Source organism: Streptomyces sp. NPDC004629, assembly GCF_042873595.1.
Classification (GTDB): Bacteria; Actinomycetota; Actinomycetes; order Streptomycetales; family Streptomycetaceae; genus Streptomyces.
This window is the reverse complement of sequence record NZ_JBIALO010000001.1, coordinates 193393-209821: the sequence shown is the minus strand read 5'-3', so window position 1 is coordinate 209821 and position 16429 is coordinate 193393. Positions and strand designations below refer to the sequence as shown.

The window sequence follows — 16429 nt, the reverse complement described above, 5'->3', positions numbered from 1 at the left end:
ACCGCCCGCGCCGGGGCCGGACTTCGGCGGGTTCGAGGAGCCGTGGGCGCGCAGCGCGGCGACCGAGCAGGCGTCGGCCCACGCCCGTACGGCGGCCCCGGCGCGCTCGGCCGGGGTCGCGTCGAGCGTCTGGTGGGCGAGTCGCGCGGCCGGGGCCTGCGGCCGAGGGCGGCGCGCCTGCTCCTGTCGCACACCCCTTTACTGCGCGGCGGGACGGCGGGGTGTCACAGGGGTGGCGTGCCCAGCAGGTCGAGCAGGCGGAAGAGCAGTGTCTCGGCCGTGCCGTCGGGGTCGGCGGTCAGCACCTCGAACACCGCGTCCGCGGTGACCGTGTGCCCGGCCTCGGCGGCCCAGGCGACCGCGCGTTCGGCGGCGTCGCGGGGGTCGAGGAAGTAGTCCTCCAGGGTCAGGCCCTGCCGGTCGGCGCCGAGCCGAGCGGCCATCGCGGTGCGGGCCAGACACGTGGTCCAGCCGCCGCTGTCCGGCGCCGCCCCCTCGACGACCACGCAGGCGCTGTCCATCACGTAACCGAACAGCGCGGGCGCGCCGGTCTGCTCGGCGAGGGCGTTCATGCTCCCGATCTCGCCCTCGGGGCCCGGGTACTCCCACACCTGCCAGCCCTCGGGTCCGGCCGCCCGCCGGGTCAGGCCCTCGGCACCGGCCAGCGCGTCCAGTTCGGCGAGCGGCCGCGCGGCCCGGCCCACGACGAAATACCCCCAGTAGCCCATGTCCGTCCCCCCTGACTGTTCGGCTCGGCTCCGGGCGAATACACCACAGCCGCAGGGGAGTTCGCAGCCGTATCCGCAAACGGACACCAGGGGCGCGGGTCAGCCCAGCCGGTCGGCCAGCTTCTCGAAGTCGGCCCAGGGCAGGGCAGGCGGGCCCGGGTCCCACAGCTTCTGCACGGTGGCCCGCAGCGGCATCCGGATCCCGGCCGCCACCTGGTCCTGGGTCTGGGCGTTCGGCACATCGCCCCAGACGGCGAAGGAGCCGCCGAGGATCTGCCCGTCGTAGCGGGCGGGCACGGCCGTGGTGCCGCGCAGCACCCGCGGGTTCCACTGTTCGTAGATCCGCTGCCCGGTGGGGTAGACGAAGGTCTGCGGCTGGCCGAGGACGTAGTACAGGAACTCGTCGTTGTAGTTGATGACCTTGCGTCCCGCGCCCAGGTACTCGGCCGGCGGCCGGGCGCCGATCTCCTTGCCCGTCCAGTAGGCGACCTCCAGGTCCTTGGCGGGCTGTACGGAGGTCCCCCGGTAGAAGCCGTCGTTCCAGGCCCGCATCGTGCGGGCGTGGGCGCGGACGGTGTCGGCGCGGGCGTTGAGCCAGCCGGTCGCCAGGTCGGCGACGGTACCGCCGGAGCCGTACGCCTTCTGGGCGGCGGCGGCCAGCTGCGGGTAGGAGGCGGCCGGATCGGAGACCGCGAGCGCACGGTACTCGTCGCCGCCCAGGTGCCAGTACGAGCCCGGGAACACACCGGTGAACTCGCCCAGCAGGTCGTCGACGATGCGGGCCGCCGCGGGCTTGGAGATGTCGACGGCACCGCGCGTGGCGACGCCCTGGGCGTTGCGCAGCTGAAGATCGGGGTGGGCGGCGATGACCGCGCCTAGGTGTCCGGGCGAGTCGATCTCGGGGACGACGGCGATGTGCCGGCCGGCCGCGAGGTCGACGATCCGCTTGACCTGCGCCTGGGTGAGATGGTCCTTGGAGACGATCTCGGGGTGGGTCCTGGACTCGATCCGGAACCCCTGGTCGTCGGAGAAGTGCAGGCCCAGCTCGTTGTACTTCAGGTCCGCCAGCTCGCGGATCCGGTCCTCTATCCAGGTCTCGCTGAACGGCTTGCGCGCTATGTCCAGCATGAAGCCGCGCCGCGGCTTGGCGGGCTCGTCGCGCACGACGCCCTCCGGGGCGGTGCCGCCGCCGTGGACCTCCTGCTTGAGGGTGCGGGTGCCGTAGAAGACGCCGGTGTCGGCGGGCCCGCTGATGGTCACGGCGCCGCCGCGCACGGTCATGGTGTACGACTCCGGGTTCGCGGCCTTGTCGCCGTTCAGCTCCAGCCGCAGGTCACCGGCGCGCCGGTCGCGTTGCTCGCCCGCGTAGGTGAGGCCAAGCTCGCCGGCTATCAGGCGGCCCTCGTCGGCCAGGGCCGGGGCGCCCACCACGACCCGCTCGCCGCCGGCCGGGTGCCAGCCGGGGCCGCGCTCGGGGGTGTGCGAGCGCACGGCGGGAATGGTGCGGGGTGCCTGGGACAGCGGGTAGGAACGGCTGGGTGACGGGCTCGCCGTGCTCGGGGTGGCCGAACCGGGGGCCGCGCCCACCGCGGTGTTGCCCGCGGACTGCCGCGCGGTCGCGGTGGGCCGCGCTCCGCTGCCGCCGTCCGCGGCGGCCCAGACGCCCAGTCCGACACCGAGGGCGATCGTGCCGACGAACGCGCCGCCGACCGCCGCGCGCCGCCGCCTGACCTGCTGCGCCGGCGTGCGGCGCCTGTGCTGGCTCACACCGCCAAGCTAAGGCCAATGCCGAAGCCGTGCGTCCACGAACGGTTCCGAAACTCTGCCGTCCGGGTGAAATTCGGGCATCCGTCGGACGCGCCGTGACCACTCTCGATAACGTGACGGCACATCTCTCACAGCATCCGCTGCCGCCCCACCATGTGACGCGAGGACCCACGCTGCCTGCGCACCGTCTCCCGTACCCGTCCGGGTCCCTGGACCGAGTGACCATACCGGCGCTCCCCGAGCAGACCCGCGTCCCGCCCGTCTCCGGCCGACTGGCGGGATTCAACGCCGCGACCGCCGACGAGGCCCGCGCGGCACTCCTCGCCTGCCTGCACAGCCCGCGCTGGGCCCAGCGCGTCGCCGCCCACCGCCCCTACCCCGACCTGGACGCCCTGCTGGCCGCGGCGGACGAGGCGGCGTACGACCTGACCCCGGCCGAGCTGGCCGAGGCCCTGGCCGGCGAGACCCTGCCGCCCCTGCCGGAGGACACGTACTCCGCGGCCCACACCGCCCTCAGCGCCGCGCACGCCGCCTACGAGGCCCGCTTCGGCCATGTATTCGTCATCCACCTCGGCGGCACCCCACCCGGAGAGGCCCTGGACCGCACCCTCGAAGGCATCCGCTCCCGCCTGACGAACGACCCCGACGAGGAACGCGCGGTAACAGCGGACGAACTCCGCCGCCTGGCAAGAGCCCGCTTGACAACCCACCTGACCAGCACAACGCCCCAAAGGGGCGCGGGGAACGGCGCGCCCAGCCACACCCAACCCACACCCGGCACCCCACCCCTCTAGCCGCCAGACAGTCCGCGATAATCAGGCCGTGCCCCAAAGGGGCGCGGGGAACGGCGCACCCAGCCACACCCAACCCGCACCCGGCACCTTCCCAGAACCCCCCACCCCCCTGGCCGCCCCCGCCCAGCTAATCCGTCCGGTGCCAGTTTGATCACACAGTCAAGACCCCCCGCTGAGCGCCGCAGGCACCCCGCTACGATGCTGGGGGCCGGTGGACCGTACCCGGCCGGGCCCGACCGACACCGAAGCCGGCGCGGCCCTCAGTCCCCGCTCCCGGAGGGTTCTTCCGTGCCGGCTGGAACGCTGTACCGCGGCCGGGAAGGAATGTGGTCCTGGGTGGCTCACCGAGTCACCGGCGTCCTCATCTTCTTCTTCCTGTTCGTTCACGTGCTGGACACCGCTCTCGTGCGTGTCTCCCCCGAGGACTACGACAAGGTCGTAGCCACGTACAAGACGCCGATCGTCGCGCTGCTGGAGTACGGCCTCGTCGCCGCCATCCTCTTCCACGCGCTCAACGGCCTGCGCGTCATCGCCGTCGACTTCTGGTCGAAGGGCCCGCGCTACCAGAAGCAGATGCTGTGGACCGTCGTCGGCGTCTGGGTCGTCCTGATGGCCGGCTCGATCTACCCGGTCCTCGGCCACGCCGCTCGTGTCCTGTTCGGGAGCTGACGCCGATGTCCACCACTGAAACCACCGCTTCCGGGATCGGCCCCGTCGAGGGCGAGGCCCTGTACGACGTCGACAACCCCGCGCCGCTCATCGAGGCGCCGCGCCGGCGCACCAAGAAGACCCCGCGCAGCACCCGGGGCAACTTCGAGATGGCCGCCTGGCTGTTCATGCGCCTGTCCGGCATCGTGCTGGTCGTCCTGGTCCTCGGCCACCTGCTGATCCAGCTGTTCCTGGACGGCGGCGTCTCCAAGATCGGCTTCGCCTTCGTGGCCGGCCGCTGGGCCAACCCGTTCTGGCAGGTCTGGGACCTCGCCATGCTGTGGCTCGCGATGCTGCACGGCGCGAACGGTCTGCGCACGATCATCAACGACTACGCGGAACGCGCGAACACCCGGCTGTGGCTCAAGGGCCTGCTCTACACCGCCACGGTGTTCACCATCCTGCTGGGCACGCTGGTGATCTTCACCTTCGACCCGAACATCCGCTAGGCCCGGGACCGAGGTATTCCCCTGATGAAGATCCACAAGTACGACACCGTCATCGTCGGCGCCGGTGGCGCCGGCATGCGCGCGGCCATCGAGGCGACGAAGCGCAGCCGCACCGCGGTCCTGACCAAGCTCTACCCCACCCGCTCCCACACGGGCGCCGCGCAGGGCGGCATGGCCGCCGCGCTCGCCAACGTGGAGGAGGACAACTGGGAGTGGCACACCTTCGACACGGTCAAGGGCGGTGACTACCTCGTCGACCAGGACGCCGCGGAGATCCTGGCGAAGGAGGCCATCGACTCCGTCCTCGACCTGGAGAAGATGGGCCTGCCGTTCAACCGCACCCCGAACGGCACCATCGACCAGCGCCGCTTCGGCGGTCACTCCCGCAACCACGGCGAGGCCCCGGTCCGCCGCTCCTGCTACGCGGCCGACCGCACCGGCCACATGATCCTCCAGACGCTGTACCAGAACTGCGTCAAGGAGGGCGTGGAGTTCTTCAACGAGTTCTACGTCCTGGACCAGTTGATCACCGAGGTCGACGGCATCAAGAGGTCGTCCGGCGTGGTCGCGTACGAGCTGGCGACCGGCGAGATCCACATCTTCCAGGCGAAGGCCGTGATCTACGCGTCCGGCGGCTGCGGCAAGTTCTTCAAGGTGACGTCGAACGCGCACACCCTGACCGGTGACGGCCAGGCGGCGGTCTACCGGCGCGGTCTGCCGCTGGAGGACATGGAGTTCTTCCAGTTCCACCCGACGGGCATCTGGCGCATGGGCATCCTGCTCACCGAGGGCGCCCGCGGTGAGGGCGGCATCCTGCGCAACAAGGACGGCGAGCGCTTCATGGAGAAGTACGCGCCGGTGATGAAGGACCTGGCGTCCCGTGACGTCGTCTCCCGCTCCATCTACACGGAGATCCGCGAGGGCCGCGGCTGCGGCCCCGAGGGCGACCACGTCTACCTGGACCTGACGCACCTGCCGCCGGAGCAGCTGGACGCCAAGCTGCCCGACATCACGGAGTTCGCCCGCACCTACCTGGGCATCGAGCCGTACACCGACCCGATCCCGATCCAGCCGACCGCGCACTACGCGATGGGCGGCATCCCGACGAACGTCGAGGGCGAGGTCCTGTCGGACAACACCACCGTCGTGCCGGGTCTGTACGCGGCCGGCGAGGTGGCCTGCGTGTCGGTGCACGGCGCCAACCGCCTGGGCACCAACTCACTGCTGGACATCAACGTGTTCGGCCGCCGGGCGGGCATCGCGGCGGCGGAGTACAGCCAGCGGGCGGACTTCGTCGAGCTGCCGGAGAACCCGGAGTCCGTCGTCATCGAGCAGATCGAGCGGCTGCGCACGTCCACGGGCACCGAGCGGGTGGCGACCCTGCGCCGCGAGCTGCAGGAGACCATGGACGCCAACGTCATGGTGTTCCGCACCGAGCAGACCATCAAGACGGCGGTCGAGAAGATCGCGGAGCTGCGCGAGCGCTACAAGAACGTGGCGATCCAGGACAAGGGCAAGCGGTTCAACACGGACCTGCTGGAGGCCGTCGAGCTGGGCAACCTGCTGGACCTCGCCGAGGTCATGGCGGTGTCCGCGCTGGCCCGCAAGGAGTCCCGCGGCGGTCACTACCGCGAGGACTACCCGAACCGCGACGACGTCAACTTCATGCGCCACACCATGGCGTACCGCGAGGTGGGCGACGACGGCACCGAGTCCGTCCGTCTCGACTACAAGCCGGTCGTCCAGACCCGCTACCAGCCGATGGAGCGTAAGTACTGATGGCAACCCCTGTTCTGGACAAGGTGGAGGCGGAGGCCGCGTCCTCTCCCTACATCACGGTCACCTTCCGCATCCGCCGCTTCAACCCGGAGGTCTCGGCGGAGCCCACGTGGGAGGACTTCCAGCTGGAGATCGACCCGAAGGAACGGGTCCTCGACGGTCTCCACAAGATCAAGTGGGACGTGGACGGCACGCTCACCTTCCGCCGCTCCTGCGCCCACGGCATCTGCGGCTCGGACGCGATGCGGATCAACGGCAGGAACCGCCTCGCCTGCAAGACGCTGATCAAGGACATCAACCCCGAGAAGCCGATCACGGTCGAGCCCATCAAGGGCCTCACGGTCCTCAAGGACCTGGTCGTGGACATGGAGCCGTTCTTCCAGGCGTACCGGGACGTCATGCCGTTCCTCGTGACGAAGGACACGAACGAGCCGACGCGCGAGCGGCTGCAGTCCGCCGAGGACCGCGCCCGCTTCGACGACACCACGAAGTGCATCCTGTGCGCCGCGTGCACGTCCTCCTGCCCGGTGTTCTGGAACGACGGCCAGTACTTCGGCCCGGCGGCGATCGTCAACGCGCACCGCTTCATCTTCGACTCGCGTGACGAGGCCGGCGAGCAGCGGCTGGAGATCCTCAACGACCGCGACGGCGTCTGGCGCTGCCGCACCACCTTCAACTGCACGGACGCCTGCCCGCGCGGCATCGAGGTGACGAAGGCGATCCAGGAGGTGAAGCGAGCGCTGATCACGCGCCGCTTCTGACGTTCCGCACCCCGCACCGCCGAAGACCCCGTTCCCCTCCGGGAGCGGGGTCTTCCTCGCGGACACGCTGTGCAGGCAAGGGAGTTCGCTGCATACTCGGGGGACGGCCCGACCGGGGGAGGCGAGGTGACGGGCGGACGGAGGATGCGCGTCGGCCTACTGGGCCTGTGGGGCGCGGTGTGGGCAGTGCGCCGGGTGCTGCTGCTCAGCGACCAGATCCTCGGGCCGTACGGCAGGAGCCGCGCAGCCGCGTACTACCACGTGTGCGAGGAGGAGCGCTGCACGGCGGCGGCCTTCCGCTCCCGGTCGTCCACCGCGCAGACCTGCCGCCACGGGCACCGCACGGTCGCGGCGGCGGTGCGCGAGGGCGCCCCGAGTCCCGCGCACGCGACCGGCGGGCGGTACGTGTACGTCTGCCTGGACTGTCTGGGCCCGCCCGTTCGGCAGGGCTCGGAGGGGGCCCCACCGTGCGACCGCCACCGTCCGCCGCGGGCCATGACGCTGCTGGCGAAGCCGTGAGGACGGACTGCCGTGTTCGGTGACCTGGTCAAGGCCGGTACGAAGGCCATGGGCGGCGCCCGCTTCGGCCTCCTGAACGTGCTGCCGGGCGCCCTGGTGGTGACCGTGACCACGGTGCTGGCGCGCGCCCACGCCTACGACCTGGACCGCCCGGTGGACCTCGGCGCGGTGCTCGCCGGAACCGGTACGGCGACGGTGGTCGTCTTCGCGCTGGCCGCCCTGGTGGGCGGCATCCTGCTGCGTCCCTTCGAACGGGTCCTGGTGCAGCAGCTCGAAGGGTACTGGGACCCGCCGTCCCCCTTGGCCCGCCTGCGCGGGGCCGCCATGGAACTGCACCGGCGACGCCGGGACAACGCGGCGGCCCGGCTGCTGCACGCCGACCAGTCGCTGCTCAGGTACGAGCCCGGGGCGACCGACCTGGCATCGCTGGTCGACCTTGAGCGGCGCATGGACCGGCAGACCCGCGGCATGGAACGGGACGAGCGGATCCGCAGCGGCTATCCCGACGACAGATACGTCGCGACACCGCCGCGGGAGCGCCGGGTCACCGATCTGATGCCCACCCGGCTGGGCAACGTGCTGCGCCGCGCCGAGCGCACGGCCGGCGGCCGCTACGGTCTGGAATCACTGCTCGTGTACCCGCGCATCTACCCCTACCTCTCCGAGCGGCTGGCGGACGCGATGGCCCGGCAGCTGGAACTCCTGGCCGCCACCGCCTCGTTGAGCGTCTGCTTCGGTCTGCTGTCCGCGATCACGCTGCCGCTGCTGGGCCGGCTCGACCTCTGGTCGCTGACGCCCCTGGCCGCCGCGGTCCTGTCGGTGCTGGCCTACCGGGGCGCCGTCGTCACCGCCGGCTACACCGGGGTGGTGTTCAGCACGGTCTTCGATCTGCACCGGTTCGACCTCACCGCCGCCCTGCGCTACAAGCTGCCGGAGAATCCCGCCGAGGAGTACGCGCTGAACCAGCAGCTGTCGGACTATCTGCGCGACCGGGACGCCCGACCGCTGGTGGAGGACCCCGACCTCGGCGGCCGGGCCTTCTCGCATCCGGAGGCCGCACCCCCGGCGGCCGGGCCGCCCGTCGCTCCGGCCGGGGACGACGGCGGGTCAGCGTGAGCGTATGGCGACGGTGCCGCCGACGCCGATCACATTCAGCTGGATCCTGCGGGGCAGTTCGCTCCGGGCCTCGTCGGCATAGATGTCCGTGGTGGCGTAGACCCGTACCTGGTCGGCGAAGTGCACCGCCAGTGCGTTGGCGACGTCTCCCTTCACCACGGCACAGCGGTGGTCGAGTTCGATGGTCACGCTGCCGAAGAGCAGGGTGACGTCGAGTTCGAGCACTTCGACGGCCGTGTCCAGCACGGTCTCCGGCTGGAAGGGCACGTCGGCCAGGCGCAGCCGGACATCCCCGAGGTAGGAGGCGACGGTGACCCGGCGCAGCCGGGTGTCCGGCCCCGTGACGAGTTCGGGGCGCACGGGCAGCACGACGCTGCGGTAGTGCCGCAGCGGCCCGTCGTTCCCGGTGCCGGTCGCCACGGGTACGCCGCCCAGGGCGATCGCCGCGCCCAGCAGCACGATGAGCGCCGGCCAGAACCTCGCCACACCGCCCAGGTAGCCGGCCGCGTGCGCCGCCCACAGCGCGCCGCCCAGGATGAGCGCCAGGGGCGCGGCCAGCAGGCCGCGGGGCACCGCGGCCCGCAGCAGGAGCAGCAGCCCCAGGCCGAGCAGCACATAGGGCAGCAGTGTCAGCGTCCAGCGCCCGCCCGAGCGTACGGCGGCCGGGCCGCCGAGCAGCCATGCCGTGCCCACGGCCACGACCAGCAGCCCGAACGCGACCCGCACCCGGCCCATGGACTCCCCCCTACGGCGACCTGGCCGGAAGGGTAACCGACGCCCCCGACCCACCGGAGGCCCGGCCGCCTCGCCTCATCGAGTGATCGCGGTGCGGTCCCCCGGGCCGGTCCCCGCAGGCGTCGGATCCGGGGCGGCTAATCTGACGACATGTCAGACGAAGAGTCGTACGAACTGCTCGGTTTTGACAACGTACTGGTGCCCGTCGGGGATCTCGGCGAGGCCGTCGGGTTCTACGAGCGGGCCGGGTTCGCCGTCGGGTTCCGGTTCGACGAGGGCGGGATCGCGCTGCTGAACGTCGGCGGCGAGACGCCGGGCATCCTGCTGCGGGCCGAGGAGGGGTTCGGTCACCGGCCACCGCCGTGGCCCTCGCCACGGATCTGGCTGGAGGTGCCGAACGCGCGCGTGGCGGCGCGCGCGCTCGCCGACGCCGGGATCGGGACGCTCGACGAGCCGTTCGCCGTGGCCACCGGGTGGACCGTGGAGTTCGCCGACCCGTGGGGGAACGTCCTCGGGTTCACGGACTACTCGAAACGGCCGGAACTCGCCCGACGAACCTGAGGACGGACACCACCTGCGGCCGGGTCCAGGGCGCTGCCCGGCCCCGCGAGAGGACCGGACCCTCAGGGTTCGGACTCCGCGCGCGGGGCCGGGCAAGGGCCGGTGGTCAGCTGACCGCGTCCACCTCGTCGTCCGCCAGTTCCAGGTCGTACACGAGCGGGCCGCCGTCGACGACGACATGCCGTGCGCGGGTGCCGTACGAGGCGGAGGTCGCCGCGAGGAGGTAGGTGCCGGGACCGGGGACCGCCACGATGTACGAGCCGTCGGCCAGGGAGTCGACGCGGTCGAGCTGACGGCCGCCCTTGGACATCAGCGTCACGGTCGCGCCCTGCACCGGGTCGCCGTCGACGGAACGGATGAAGCCGTGCACGACCGATGCCGGGCCGTCGGCCGCGGGCGGCTCGGCGTCCGGCGGCCCGGCGTCCATCGGCTCCACCGCCAGGTGCGGCAGCCGCTTGTCCAGCCACTGCGGCAGCCACCAGTTCGACCGGCCCAGCAGATGCATCACCGCCGGTACCAGGGCCGTCCGCAGGACGAACGCGTCCAGGGCGACCGCGGCGGCGAGCCCCACGCCCGCCATCGCCGCCCCCGAGTCGCCGCTGAGCACGAAGGCCAGGAAGACACACACCATGATCAGGGCCGCCGAGTTGATCACCCGGCTGGTCTCGGCCAGGCCGACGCGCACCGCGCGCGCGTTGTCCCTGGTGTGCACCCACTCCTCGTGCATCCGGCTGACCAGGAACACCTGGTAGTCCATGGACAGGCCGAAGAGCAGGGACAGCATGATGACCGGCAGGAAGGCGTTGATCGGGCCCTCCTTGCCGAGGCCCAGCAGGTCCAGGCCCCAGCCCCACTGGAAGACCGCGACCAGGACACCGAAGGAGGCTGCCGCCGCGAACAGGTTCATCACCGCGGCCGTGAGCGGCACCACCAGGGAGCGGAAGGCGATCAGCAGCAGCAGGAAGCCCAGGCCGATGATGGTCGCGACGAAGAGCGGCAGCCGGTCGCCGGTGACCGACGCGAAGTCCTTGGAAACCGCGGTGACCCCGCCGACGTGGGCCTGCGCGCCCGCCTGAGGGATCACCCGGTCCCGCAGGGTGTCGATGAGGTCGTCCGTCTCCTTGGACTGCGGTGAGGTGGTCGGCACGACCTGGATGACGGTGACGCCCCGCGCGGGCGGCAGTGCGATCGCCCGAGCCACCCCCGAGGTCGTCTCGATGCCCTCGACCAGGGCCTTTGTGTCACCGCCCGAGGCGACCACCTGGAGGGGCCCGTTGAAGCCGGGGCCGAAGCCCTCCGCGAGCAGGTCGTACGCCTTCCTGGTCGTCGTCGACGCCTCGTCGTTGCCCTGGTCGGTGGCGCCGAGCCGCAGCGACAGCACGGGCAGGGCGAGGACGGCCATGACGACCACCGCGAGCGCGGCGACCGTACGGGGTCGCCGCTGCACCCCGCCCGACCAGCGGGCGGCGAGCCCACTCGCCCGCTCCGGATCGGGCCCGCGCTCGGCGAGGCGGCGGCGCTGGCGGCGGCTGAGCACCCGCGGGCCGAGGAGGCCGAGGAACGCCGGCAGCAGCGTCGTCGCGGCGAGCACGCTCAGCACGACCGTCAGCGAGGTGCCGATCACCACGCCGTCCAGGAAGCGCAGATTGGTCACCAGCATGCCCGCCAGCGCGATGCACACCGTGCCGCCCGCGAACAGCACCGCGCGGCCCGAGGTGTTGAGGGCGGTGACCGCGGACTCCTCGGGGTCGGTGCCGCGCAGGATGCCGCGCCGGTGCCGGGTGACGATGAACAGCGCGTAGTCGATGCCGACGCCCAGCCCGATCAGGGTCGCAAGGAGCGGGGCCAGGTCGGGGACGTCGGTGACATGGCTGATCAACTGGGTGGAGAACAGGCCGGTGCCGACGCCGAAGACGGCGACGCCGATGGGCAGCAGCATCCCGAAGAGCGAGCCGAAGGCCAGGAAGAGCACCACGGCCGCGGCGATGATCCCGACCAGCTCGGCGAGACCGGTCGGCGGCTCCTGCACCCGCTGGATCGCCTGCCCGCCCAACTGGACCTGGAGTCCGTCGCGTTCCGCGGCCTGCGCGGTGTCGACGACGTCCTGCACCAGCTCCTTGGGCACGGACTGGGCGGGCTCGGTGAAGGTGATCTGCGCGTACGCGATCCGTCCGTCGCGGCTGATCTGCGCGGCGCCCCGCTCCCCGGTGTAGGGGCCGGTGACGGCTCCGATGCCGTCCATCCCGGCGATCTTCTCCAGTGCGGGCTCGATCCGGGACCGTACGTCCTGGTCCCGGACCGTGCCCGTGCCGGCCTTCCACACCACCGTGTCGGTGTCGCCGGACGTCTCCGGGAAGGCCTTCTCCATCAGGTCGTACGCGCGCTTGGAGTCCGTGTTCGGGAGGGAGAACACATTCGCGTAGTCCGTGCCCGCCGTCGAGGCCGAAAAGCCCAGCCCGCACAGCGCCCCCACCCACAACAGCAGGACCACCAGCCGGTGCCGAAAGCACCACCGTGCCAATGCCGCCACGTTCAAGGCTCCTTAACTGTTTCGGTCGGTCGGTCCCCCAGGTCCTGGGCAACAGGATTGGCGCCGGCACCCGCGTGTGCACACGACGCGCCCATGACTCTCAAGGAACTCCAAAGAGCGAACGAGCCCGGCTGTCAGTGGTCCCGCCGATACTGGGGGCATGACGACGGCTCCAGGCACCGTGCTGGTCGTGGAGGACGAGCCGAGCATCGCGGACGTCCTCGCCATCGCCCTGCGCTACCACGGCTTCGAGGTGATGATCGCGGGCACCGTCCGCGAGGCGCTTGCCGCCGCCGGGCGCACCCGGCCCGACGTGGCCCTGCTCGACGTCATGCTGCCGGACGGGGACGGCCGCGCGCTGGGCCGTGAACTGCGCGCCGGGCGGCCCGATCTGGCGCTGGTCTTCCTCACCGCACGGGACTCGCCCGCGGAGATCGTCGGCGCCCTCGGCTTCGGCGACGACTACATCACCAAGCCGTTCAACATCGACGAGGTGGTCGCCCGGATCGGCGCGGTGCTGCGCCGCACCCGGCCCGCCGACGTCATCCCGCAGCGCCCGCCGCTGCGCTACGGCGACCTGGAACTGGACGAGACGACGTACTCGGTGCGCCGCGCGGGCCGCTCGGTGGAGCTGACCCCCACCGAGTACGCGCTGCTGCGTTTCCTGGTGCGCAACGGCGGCCGGATCGTGCCCAAGGAGCAACTTCTGCGTCACGTCTGGCAGTACGAGCACACCCCGGCCGAGTCGACCGTCGTCGAGACCTACATCAGCTATCTGCGCCGCAAGCTGGACACCCTGGGGCCGCCGTTGATCACCACCCGGCGCGGTGTCGGATACGGGCTGGGCGCCGCGCGGAAGGGGCCGTGATGCGCCGTCGGCCGGCCGCGTGGCCGGCCGCCCTCGCACGACGCATCAGCACGTCGGTACTCTCCCGTGCCGCTTCGGGGAGCGGAGCAGCACAGCGGACCCGGCTCGGCCCGCTGGGCACGAGGCGCCGCCCGTCCCGTGGGATGCGTTCCCTGCGCGGCAAGCTGACCCTCGCCAACGTCCTGCTGCTGGCCCTCGGCATCGCCGCGGCCACCGCGGTGAGCCTGATGGGCATGCGGCACTATCTGCTCCAGCAGATCGACGCCGGACTGGACAAGTCCCGCCGGTCGCTGACCGATTCCCATGTGACGCTGCGGCAGATCGACTCGCTGGCCGCGCTGGCGATCGTCCGGGACCGGTTCGTGCGGCCGCCGATGAGCGCGCAGCCCCGGCCGGATTCGCTGTTCGCGGTCGTCGACGCCCGGGGCGGGGTCCTGCGCCTCGCCGGGTTCCCGCCCACCGAGAGCCAGCGCGCGCTGGCCGACGCGATCGGCGTGCCGGCCCCGCTCGCCGCCCAGCCCGAGCCGCGTGAGATCACCGTCCGCGACGCCTCGTACCGGGCGATCGGCGTCCGGCTCGCCGACGGCAACTACGTCCTGGTCGCCAACTCGACCGACGCCCTGCACAAGGGCATAGCCAAGGCGCTCAGGCTCGACCTGGCCATGGGCACGCTACTGCTGGCGCTGCTGGCCTGTCTGACCCTGTTCAATGTGCGGCGCCGGATGCGGCCGCTGGAGGACATGGTGGAGACGTCCTCGGCGATCGCGGAGGGCGACCTCGCCCGCCGGGTGCCCTCCAGCCGGGAGACCACCCTGGAGGTGGAGCAGCTGCGGCTCGCCCTCAACTCCATGCTTCACCAGGTGGAGTCGGCGTACCGCACGCGCGAGCGCAGCGCGGCCCAGCTGCGCCGTTTCGTCGCCGACGCCTCGCACGAGCTGCGCACCCCGCTGTCGGCGATACGCGGCTACCTCCAGCTGTACGACAAGGGCATGCTGCGCGAGCCGGAAGAGCGCAAGCGGGCCTGGGACCGGATGAACGGCGAGGTGGACCGGATGGGGCGGCTGGTCGACGAACTGCTCACCCTGGCCCGCCTCGACCAGCGGCCCGAACTGCGCCTGCGGAACGTGGACGTGAGCCGGCTGGTGCGGGACGCGGCGCAGGACCTGCGGGCCCAGCAGCCGGACCGTCCGGTCACCGTGGCCGCGGACGGCTCCGTGCTGGTGCGCGCCGACGAGTCGGGCCTGCGCCAGGTGCTGGGCAACCTGGTGGCCAACGTCCGTACGCACACGCCCGCGGGCGTGCCGGTGCGGCTGGGCGTGGAGCGGGCGGACGGGCTGGTGCGGCTGTGTGTCGCGGACGAGGGTCCGGGGCTGGCCGAGGAGGACGCGATGCGCATCTTCGACCGCTTCTTCCGCGCGGGCGGCGGAGCGGGCAGCGGGCTGGGGATGGCGATCGTGCAGGGCGTGGTGCGGGCGCACGGCGGGGAAGTGGCGGTACGGACGGCCCCCGGGCAGGGGCTGGCCGTGACGGTCACGCTGCCGTCCCGGGCGCCCGTACCGCCGTGAGGATCAGATCCAGTTCAGCTGCCAGAGCCGGAACACGCCGGTGCCGTCCGAGAGGTACTGGCCGCCGCCGACGTCCTCGCTGCTGACCACGTACTCCTTGCGCTGCCACAGCGGGATCAGTGGCACGTCGGTGGCGATGTGCGCCTGCACGTCACGGAAGTCCTGGGCGACCCGGCTGCGGTCGGCGTACTGCTGGCTTTCCTGGATGAGGGTGTCGACCGCCTTGTTGGCGTAGCCGGTGTTCATGGTGGAGCCGGTGCCGACGAGCGGGGAGCCGAAGGTGTCCGGGTCGGGGTAGTCGGCGACCCAGCCGACCGCCCAGGCGTCCATCTTCCCGGCGGCCCAGCGCTTTTGGAAGTCGGTCCACTCGTATCCCTTGACGTCCACCTTGAACAGGCCGCCCGCCTCCAGCTGCTTCTTCAGCGCGGCGGACTCCTCGGCGCCCGCGCCGCGGCCCTTGCCGTAGCCGAAGGTGAAGCGCACCGGCAGGCTCACCCCGGCCTCGGTGAGCAGTTCCCTCGCCTTCGCGGTGCTCTGCCTCGGGTAGGTGTCGAAGAACGACGTGGTGTGGCCGGTCAGGCCGGTCGGGATCAGCGAGTACAGCGGGTCGACGGTGCCCTCGTACACGGTGGCGGCGAGTTCCTCGCGGTTGACCAGCCAGGCCATGGCCTGGCGCACACGCGCATCGTGCAGCGGCGAGCCCGCGCGGGTGTTGAGGTACAGGTTGCGGGTCTCGGAGCTGTCGGACTCGGTGACGCGATGGTTCGGGTCGCTCGGGTTGAGGCCGGACAGGACGTTCGGCGGCAGCGTGCGGGTGGCCACGTCGATCTGTTTGCCCTGCCACGCCTTGTCGAGGGCCTGCGAGTCGGCGTAGTACCGCAGCTCGATGGGCTTGCCGGTGCCGTTCAGATTGCCCTTGTAGTGGGTGTTCGGCGCGAGGGCGGCCCGCTGGTCCTTCGTGTACGCGGTCAGCTTGTAGGGGCCGGTGCCGTCGGCCCCGGAGCCGGTGCGCAGGCTGTCCGCCGGGTACTTGTCCTTGTCGACGATCGCGCCGGCGCCGGTGGCCACCTTGAACGGGAAGGTGGCGTCGGGCGAGGCCAGGTGGAAGGTGACGGTGGTGGCGCTGTCGGCGCTCACCGAGCCCAGGGTGGAGAACAGCGACGCCGGACCGACATCGGAGTTGATCTTCTTGACCCGGTCGAAGGAGTACTTCACGTCCTCGGCCGTCATCGCCCGCCCGCTCGGGAAAACGATCCCGTCGCGCAGCGTGCACCGGTATGTCTTCAGGTCGCTGCCCTTGAACGTGCAGCTCTGCGCCGCGTCCGGCACGGGCTGTACGCCGCCGGGTTCGAACGTCAGCAGCGACTGGAAGAGGTTGCTGAACAGGGCCCAGGAGCCGGCGTCGTAGGCGCCTGCCGGGTCGAGTGATGTGACGGCGTCCGTCGTACCGACCGTGATGGACTTGTTCTTGTCCCCTTGCGACGGCAGCAGTTGCCAGCCGCCTACTCCCACGATCGCCAGCACGAGCAGCGTCACGAGAATCCGCATG

At 71.6% G+C, this 16429-nt stretch carries 15 protein-coding genes; 10 read left to right on the top strand and 5 right to left on the bottom strand.

The features are described 5' to 3' along the window. Positions 1-224: 224 nt before the first annotated feature. A complete protein-coding gene (locus ACFYTE_RS00960; protein WP_388703068.1) occupies positions 225-728 on the bottom strand; it encodes a hypothetical protein in 504 nt (167 codons plus the stop codon). A 99-nt stretch (positions 729-827) separates the two neighbouring features. Next, on the bottom strand, positions 828-2495 hold the full coding sequence (locus ACFYTE_RS00955; RefSeq protein WP_388703066.1) for a family 20 glycosylhydrolase: 1668 nt from the start codon (positions 2493-2495) through the stop codon (positions 828-830). 155 nt (positions 2496-2650) lie between these two features. Between ACFYTE_RS00955 and ACFYTE_RS00950 the strand changes: the two genes are divergently transcribed. The 7 genes from ACFYTE_RS00950 (at position 2651) to ACFYTE_RS00920 (ending at position 8621) form a co-directional block, all read left to right on the top strand. Next, on the top strand, positions 2651-3289 hold the full coding sequence (locus tag ACFYTE_RS00950) for a 2-oxo-4-hydroxy-4-carboxy-5-ureidoimidazoline decarboxylase (protein ID WP_388703990.1): 639 nt from the start codon (positions 2651-2653) through the stop codon (positions 3287-3289). A 288-nt stretch (positions 3290-3577) separates the two neighbouring features. Beyond that, complete coding sequence (sdhC, locus tag ACFYTE_RS00945) at positions 3578-3958, top strand: succinate dehydrogenase, cytochrome b556 subunit (protein ID WP_351745517.1); 381 nt, start codon at positions 3578-3580, stop codon at positions 3956-3958. Positions 3959-3963: 5 nt separating this feature from the next. Then, positions 3964-4446, top strand: a complete 483-nt coding sequence (locus ACFYTE_RS00940; RefSeq protein ID WP_388703062.1) for a succinate dehydrogenase hydrophobic membrane anchor subunit — start codon at positions 3964-3966, stop codon at positions 4444-4446. 24 nt (positions 4447-4470) lie between these two features. Continuing rightward, positions 4471-6225, top strand: a complete 1755-nt coding sequence (sdhA, locus tag ACFYTE_RS00935; RefSeq protein ID WP_388703060.1) for a succinate dehydrogenase flavoprotein subunit — start codon at positions 4471-4473, stop codon at positions 6223-6225. Next, positions 6225-6986 carry a succinate dehydrogenase iron-sulfur subunit gene (locus tag ACFYTE_RS00930; protein ID WP_351745525.1) on the top strand — a complete coding sequence of 254 codons (762 nt, stop codon included), beginning with the start codon at positions 6225-6227 and terminating at the stop codon, positions 6984-6986. The genes sdhA and ACFYTE_RS00930 overlap by 1 nt, the downstream gene beginning before the upstream one ends. A 144-nt stretch (positions 6987-7130) precedes the next feature. After that, a complete protein-coding gene (locus ACFYTE_RS00925; RefSeq protein ID WP_388703057.1) occupies positions 7131-7505 on the top strand; it encodes a hypothetical protein in 375 nt (124 codons plus the stop codon). A gap of 12 nt (positions 7506-7517) precedes the next feature. Further along, positions 7518-8621: a hypothetical protein gene (locus ACFYTE_RS00920; RefSeq protein WP_388703056.1), complete on the top strand. Its 1104-nt coding sequence runs from the start codon at positions 7518-7520 to the stop codon at positions 8619-8621. On the opposite strand, the gene ACFYTE_RS00915 is transcribed toward ACFYTE_RS00920, so the two are convergent. Further along, positions 8613-9356: a hypothetical protein gene (locus tag ACFYTE_RS00915; RefSeq protein ID WP_388703054.1), complete on the bottom strand. Its 744-nt coding sequence runs from the start codon at positions 9354-9356 to the stop codon at positions 8613-8615. The genes ACFYTE_RS00920 and ACFYTE_RS00915 overlap by 9 nt on opposite strands. A gap of 150 nt (positions 9357-9506) precedes the next feature. Here ACFYTE_RS00915 and ACFYTE_RS00910 point away from each other — a divergent pair, with 150 nt between their 5' ends. After that, positions 9507-9917 (top strand): VOC family protein, encoded by a 411-nt coding sequence (locus ACFYTE_RS00910; protein ID WP_388703051.1) that lies wholly within the window; start codon positions 9507-9509, stop codon positions 9915-9917. 106 nt (positions 9918-10023) lie between these two features. Here ACFYTE_RS00910 and ACFYTE_RS00905 read toward each other — a convergent pair whose 3' ends face one another. Next, entirely contained in the window at positions 10024-12438 is a 2415-nt protein-coding gene (locus tag ACFYTE_RS00905; RefSeq protein WP_388703987.1) for an MMPL family transporter, read from the bottom strand. A 169-nt stretch (positions 12439-12607) separates the two neighbouring features. Between ACFYTE_RS00905 and ACFYTE_RS00900 the strand changes: the two genes are divergently transcribed. Further along, complete coding sequence (locus tag ACFYTE_RS00900) at positions 12608-13315, top strand: response regulator transcription factor (protein ID WP_388703049.1); 708 nt, start codon at positions 12608-12610, stop codon at positions 13313-13315. Between the two features lie 143 nt (positions 13316-13458). Further along, positions 13459-14880 carry a sensor histidine kinase gene (locus ACFYTE_RS00895; RefSeq protein ID WP_388703047.1) on the top strand — a complete coding sequence of 474 codons (1422 nt, stop codon included), beginning with the start codon at positions 13459-13461 and terminating at the stop codon, positions 14878-14880. 3 nt (positions 14881-14883) lie between these two features. On the opposite strand, the gene ACFYTE_RS00890 is transcribed toward ACFYTE_RS00895, so the two are convergent. Further along, entirely contained in the window at positions 14884-16428 is a 1545-nt protein-coding gene (locus ACFYTE_RS00890) for an ABC transporter substrate-binding protein (protein ID WP_388703044.1), read from the bottom strand. Position 16429 lies beyond the last annotated feature (1 nt).

Excerpts from the sequence above, each read along its gene's own strand:
- ACFYTE_RS00960 (WP_388703068.1), bottom strand. The coding sequence starts at position 728 with ATGGGCTACTGGGGGTATTTCGTCGTGGGCCGGGCCGCGCGGCCGCTC.
- ACFYTE_RS00940 (WP_388703062.1), top strand. The coding sequence starts at position 3,964 with ATGTCCACCACTGAAACCACCGCTTCCGGGATCGGCCCCGTCGAGGGC.
- sdhA (WP_388703060.1), top strand. The coding sequence starts at position 4,471 with ATGAAGATCCACAAGTACGACACCGTCATCGTCGGCGCCGGTGGCGCC.
- ACFYTE_RS00930 (WP_351745525.1), top strand. The coding sequence starts at position 6,225 with ATGGCAACCCCTGTTCTGGACAAGGTGGAGGCGGAGGCCGCGTCCTCT.
- ACFYTE_RS00925 (WP_388703057.1), top strand. The coding sequence starts at position 7,131 with ATGCGCGTCGGCCTACTGGGCCTGTGGGGCGCGGTGTGGGCAGTGCGC.
- ACFYTE_RS00915 (WP_388703054.1), bottom strand. The coding sequence starts at position 9,356 with ATGGGCCGGGTGCGGGTCGCGTTCGGGCTGCTGGTCGTGGCCGTGGGC.
- ACFYTE_RS00910 (WP_388703051.1), top strand. The coding sequence starts at position 9,507 with ATGTCAGACGAAGAGTCGTACGAACTGCTCGGTTTTGACAACGTACTG.
- ACFYTE_RS00900 (WP_388703049.1), top strand. The coding sequence starts at position 12,608 with ATGACGACGGCTCCAGGCACCGTGCTGGTCGTGGAGGACGAGCCGAGC.
- ACFYTE_RS00895 (WP_388703047.1), top strand. The coding sequence starts at position 13,459 with ATGCGTTCCCTGCGCGGCAAGCTGACCCTCGCCAACGTCCTGCTGCTG.
- ACFYTE_RS00890 (WP_388703044.1), bottom strand. The coding sequence starts at position 16,428 with ATGCGGATTCTCGTGACGCTGCTCGTGCTGGCGATCGTGGGAGTAGGC.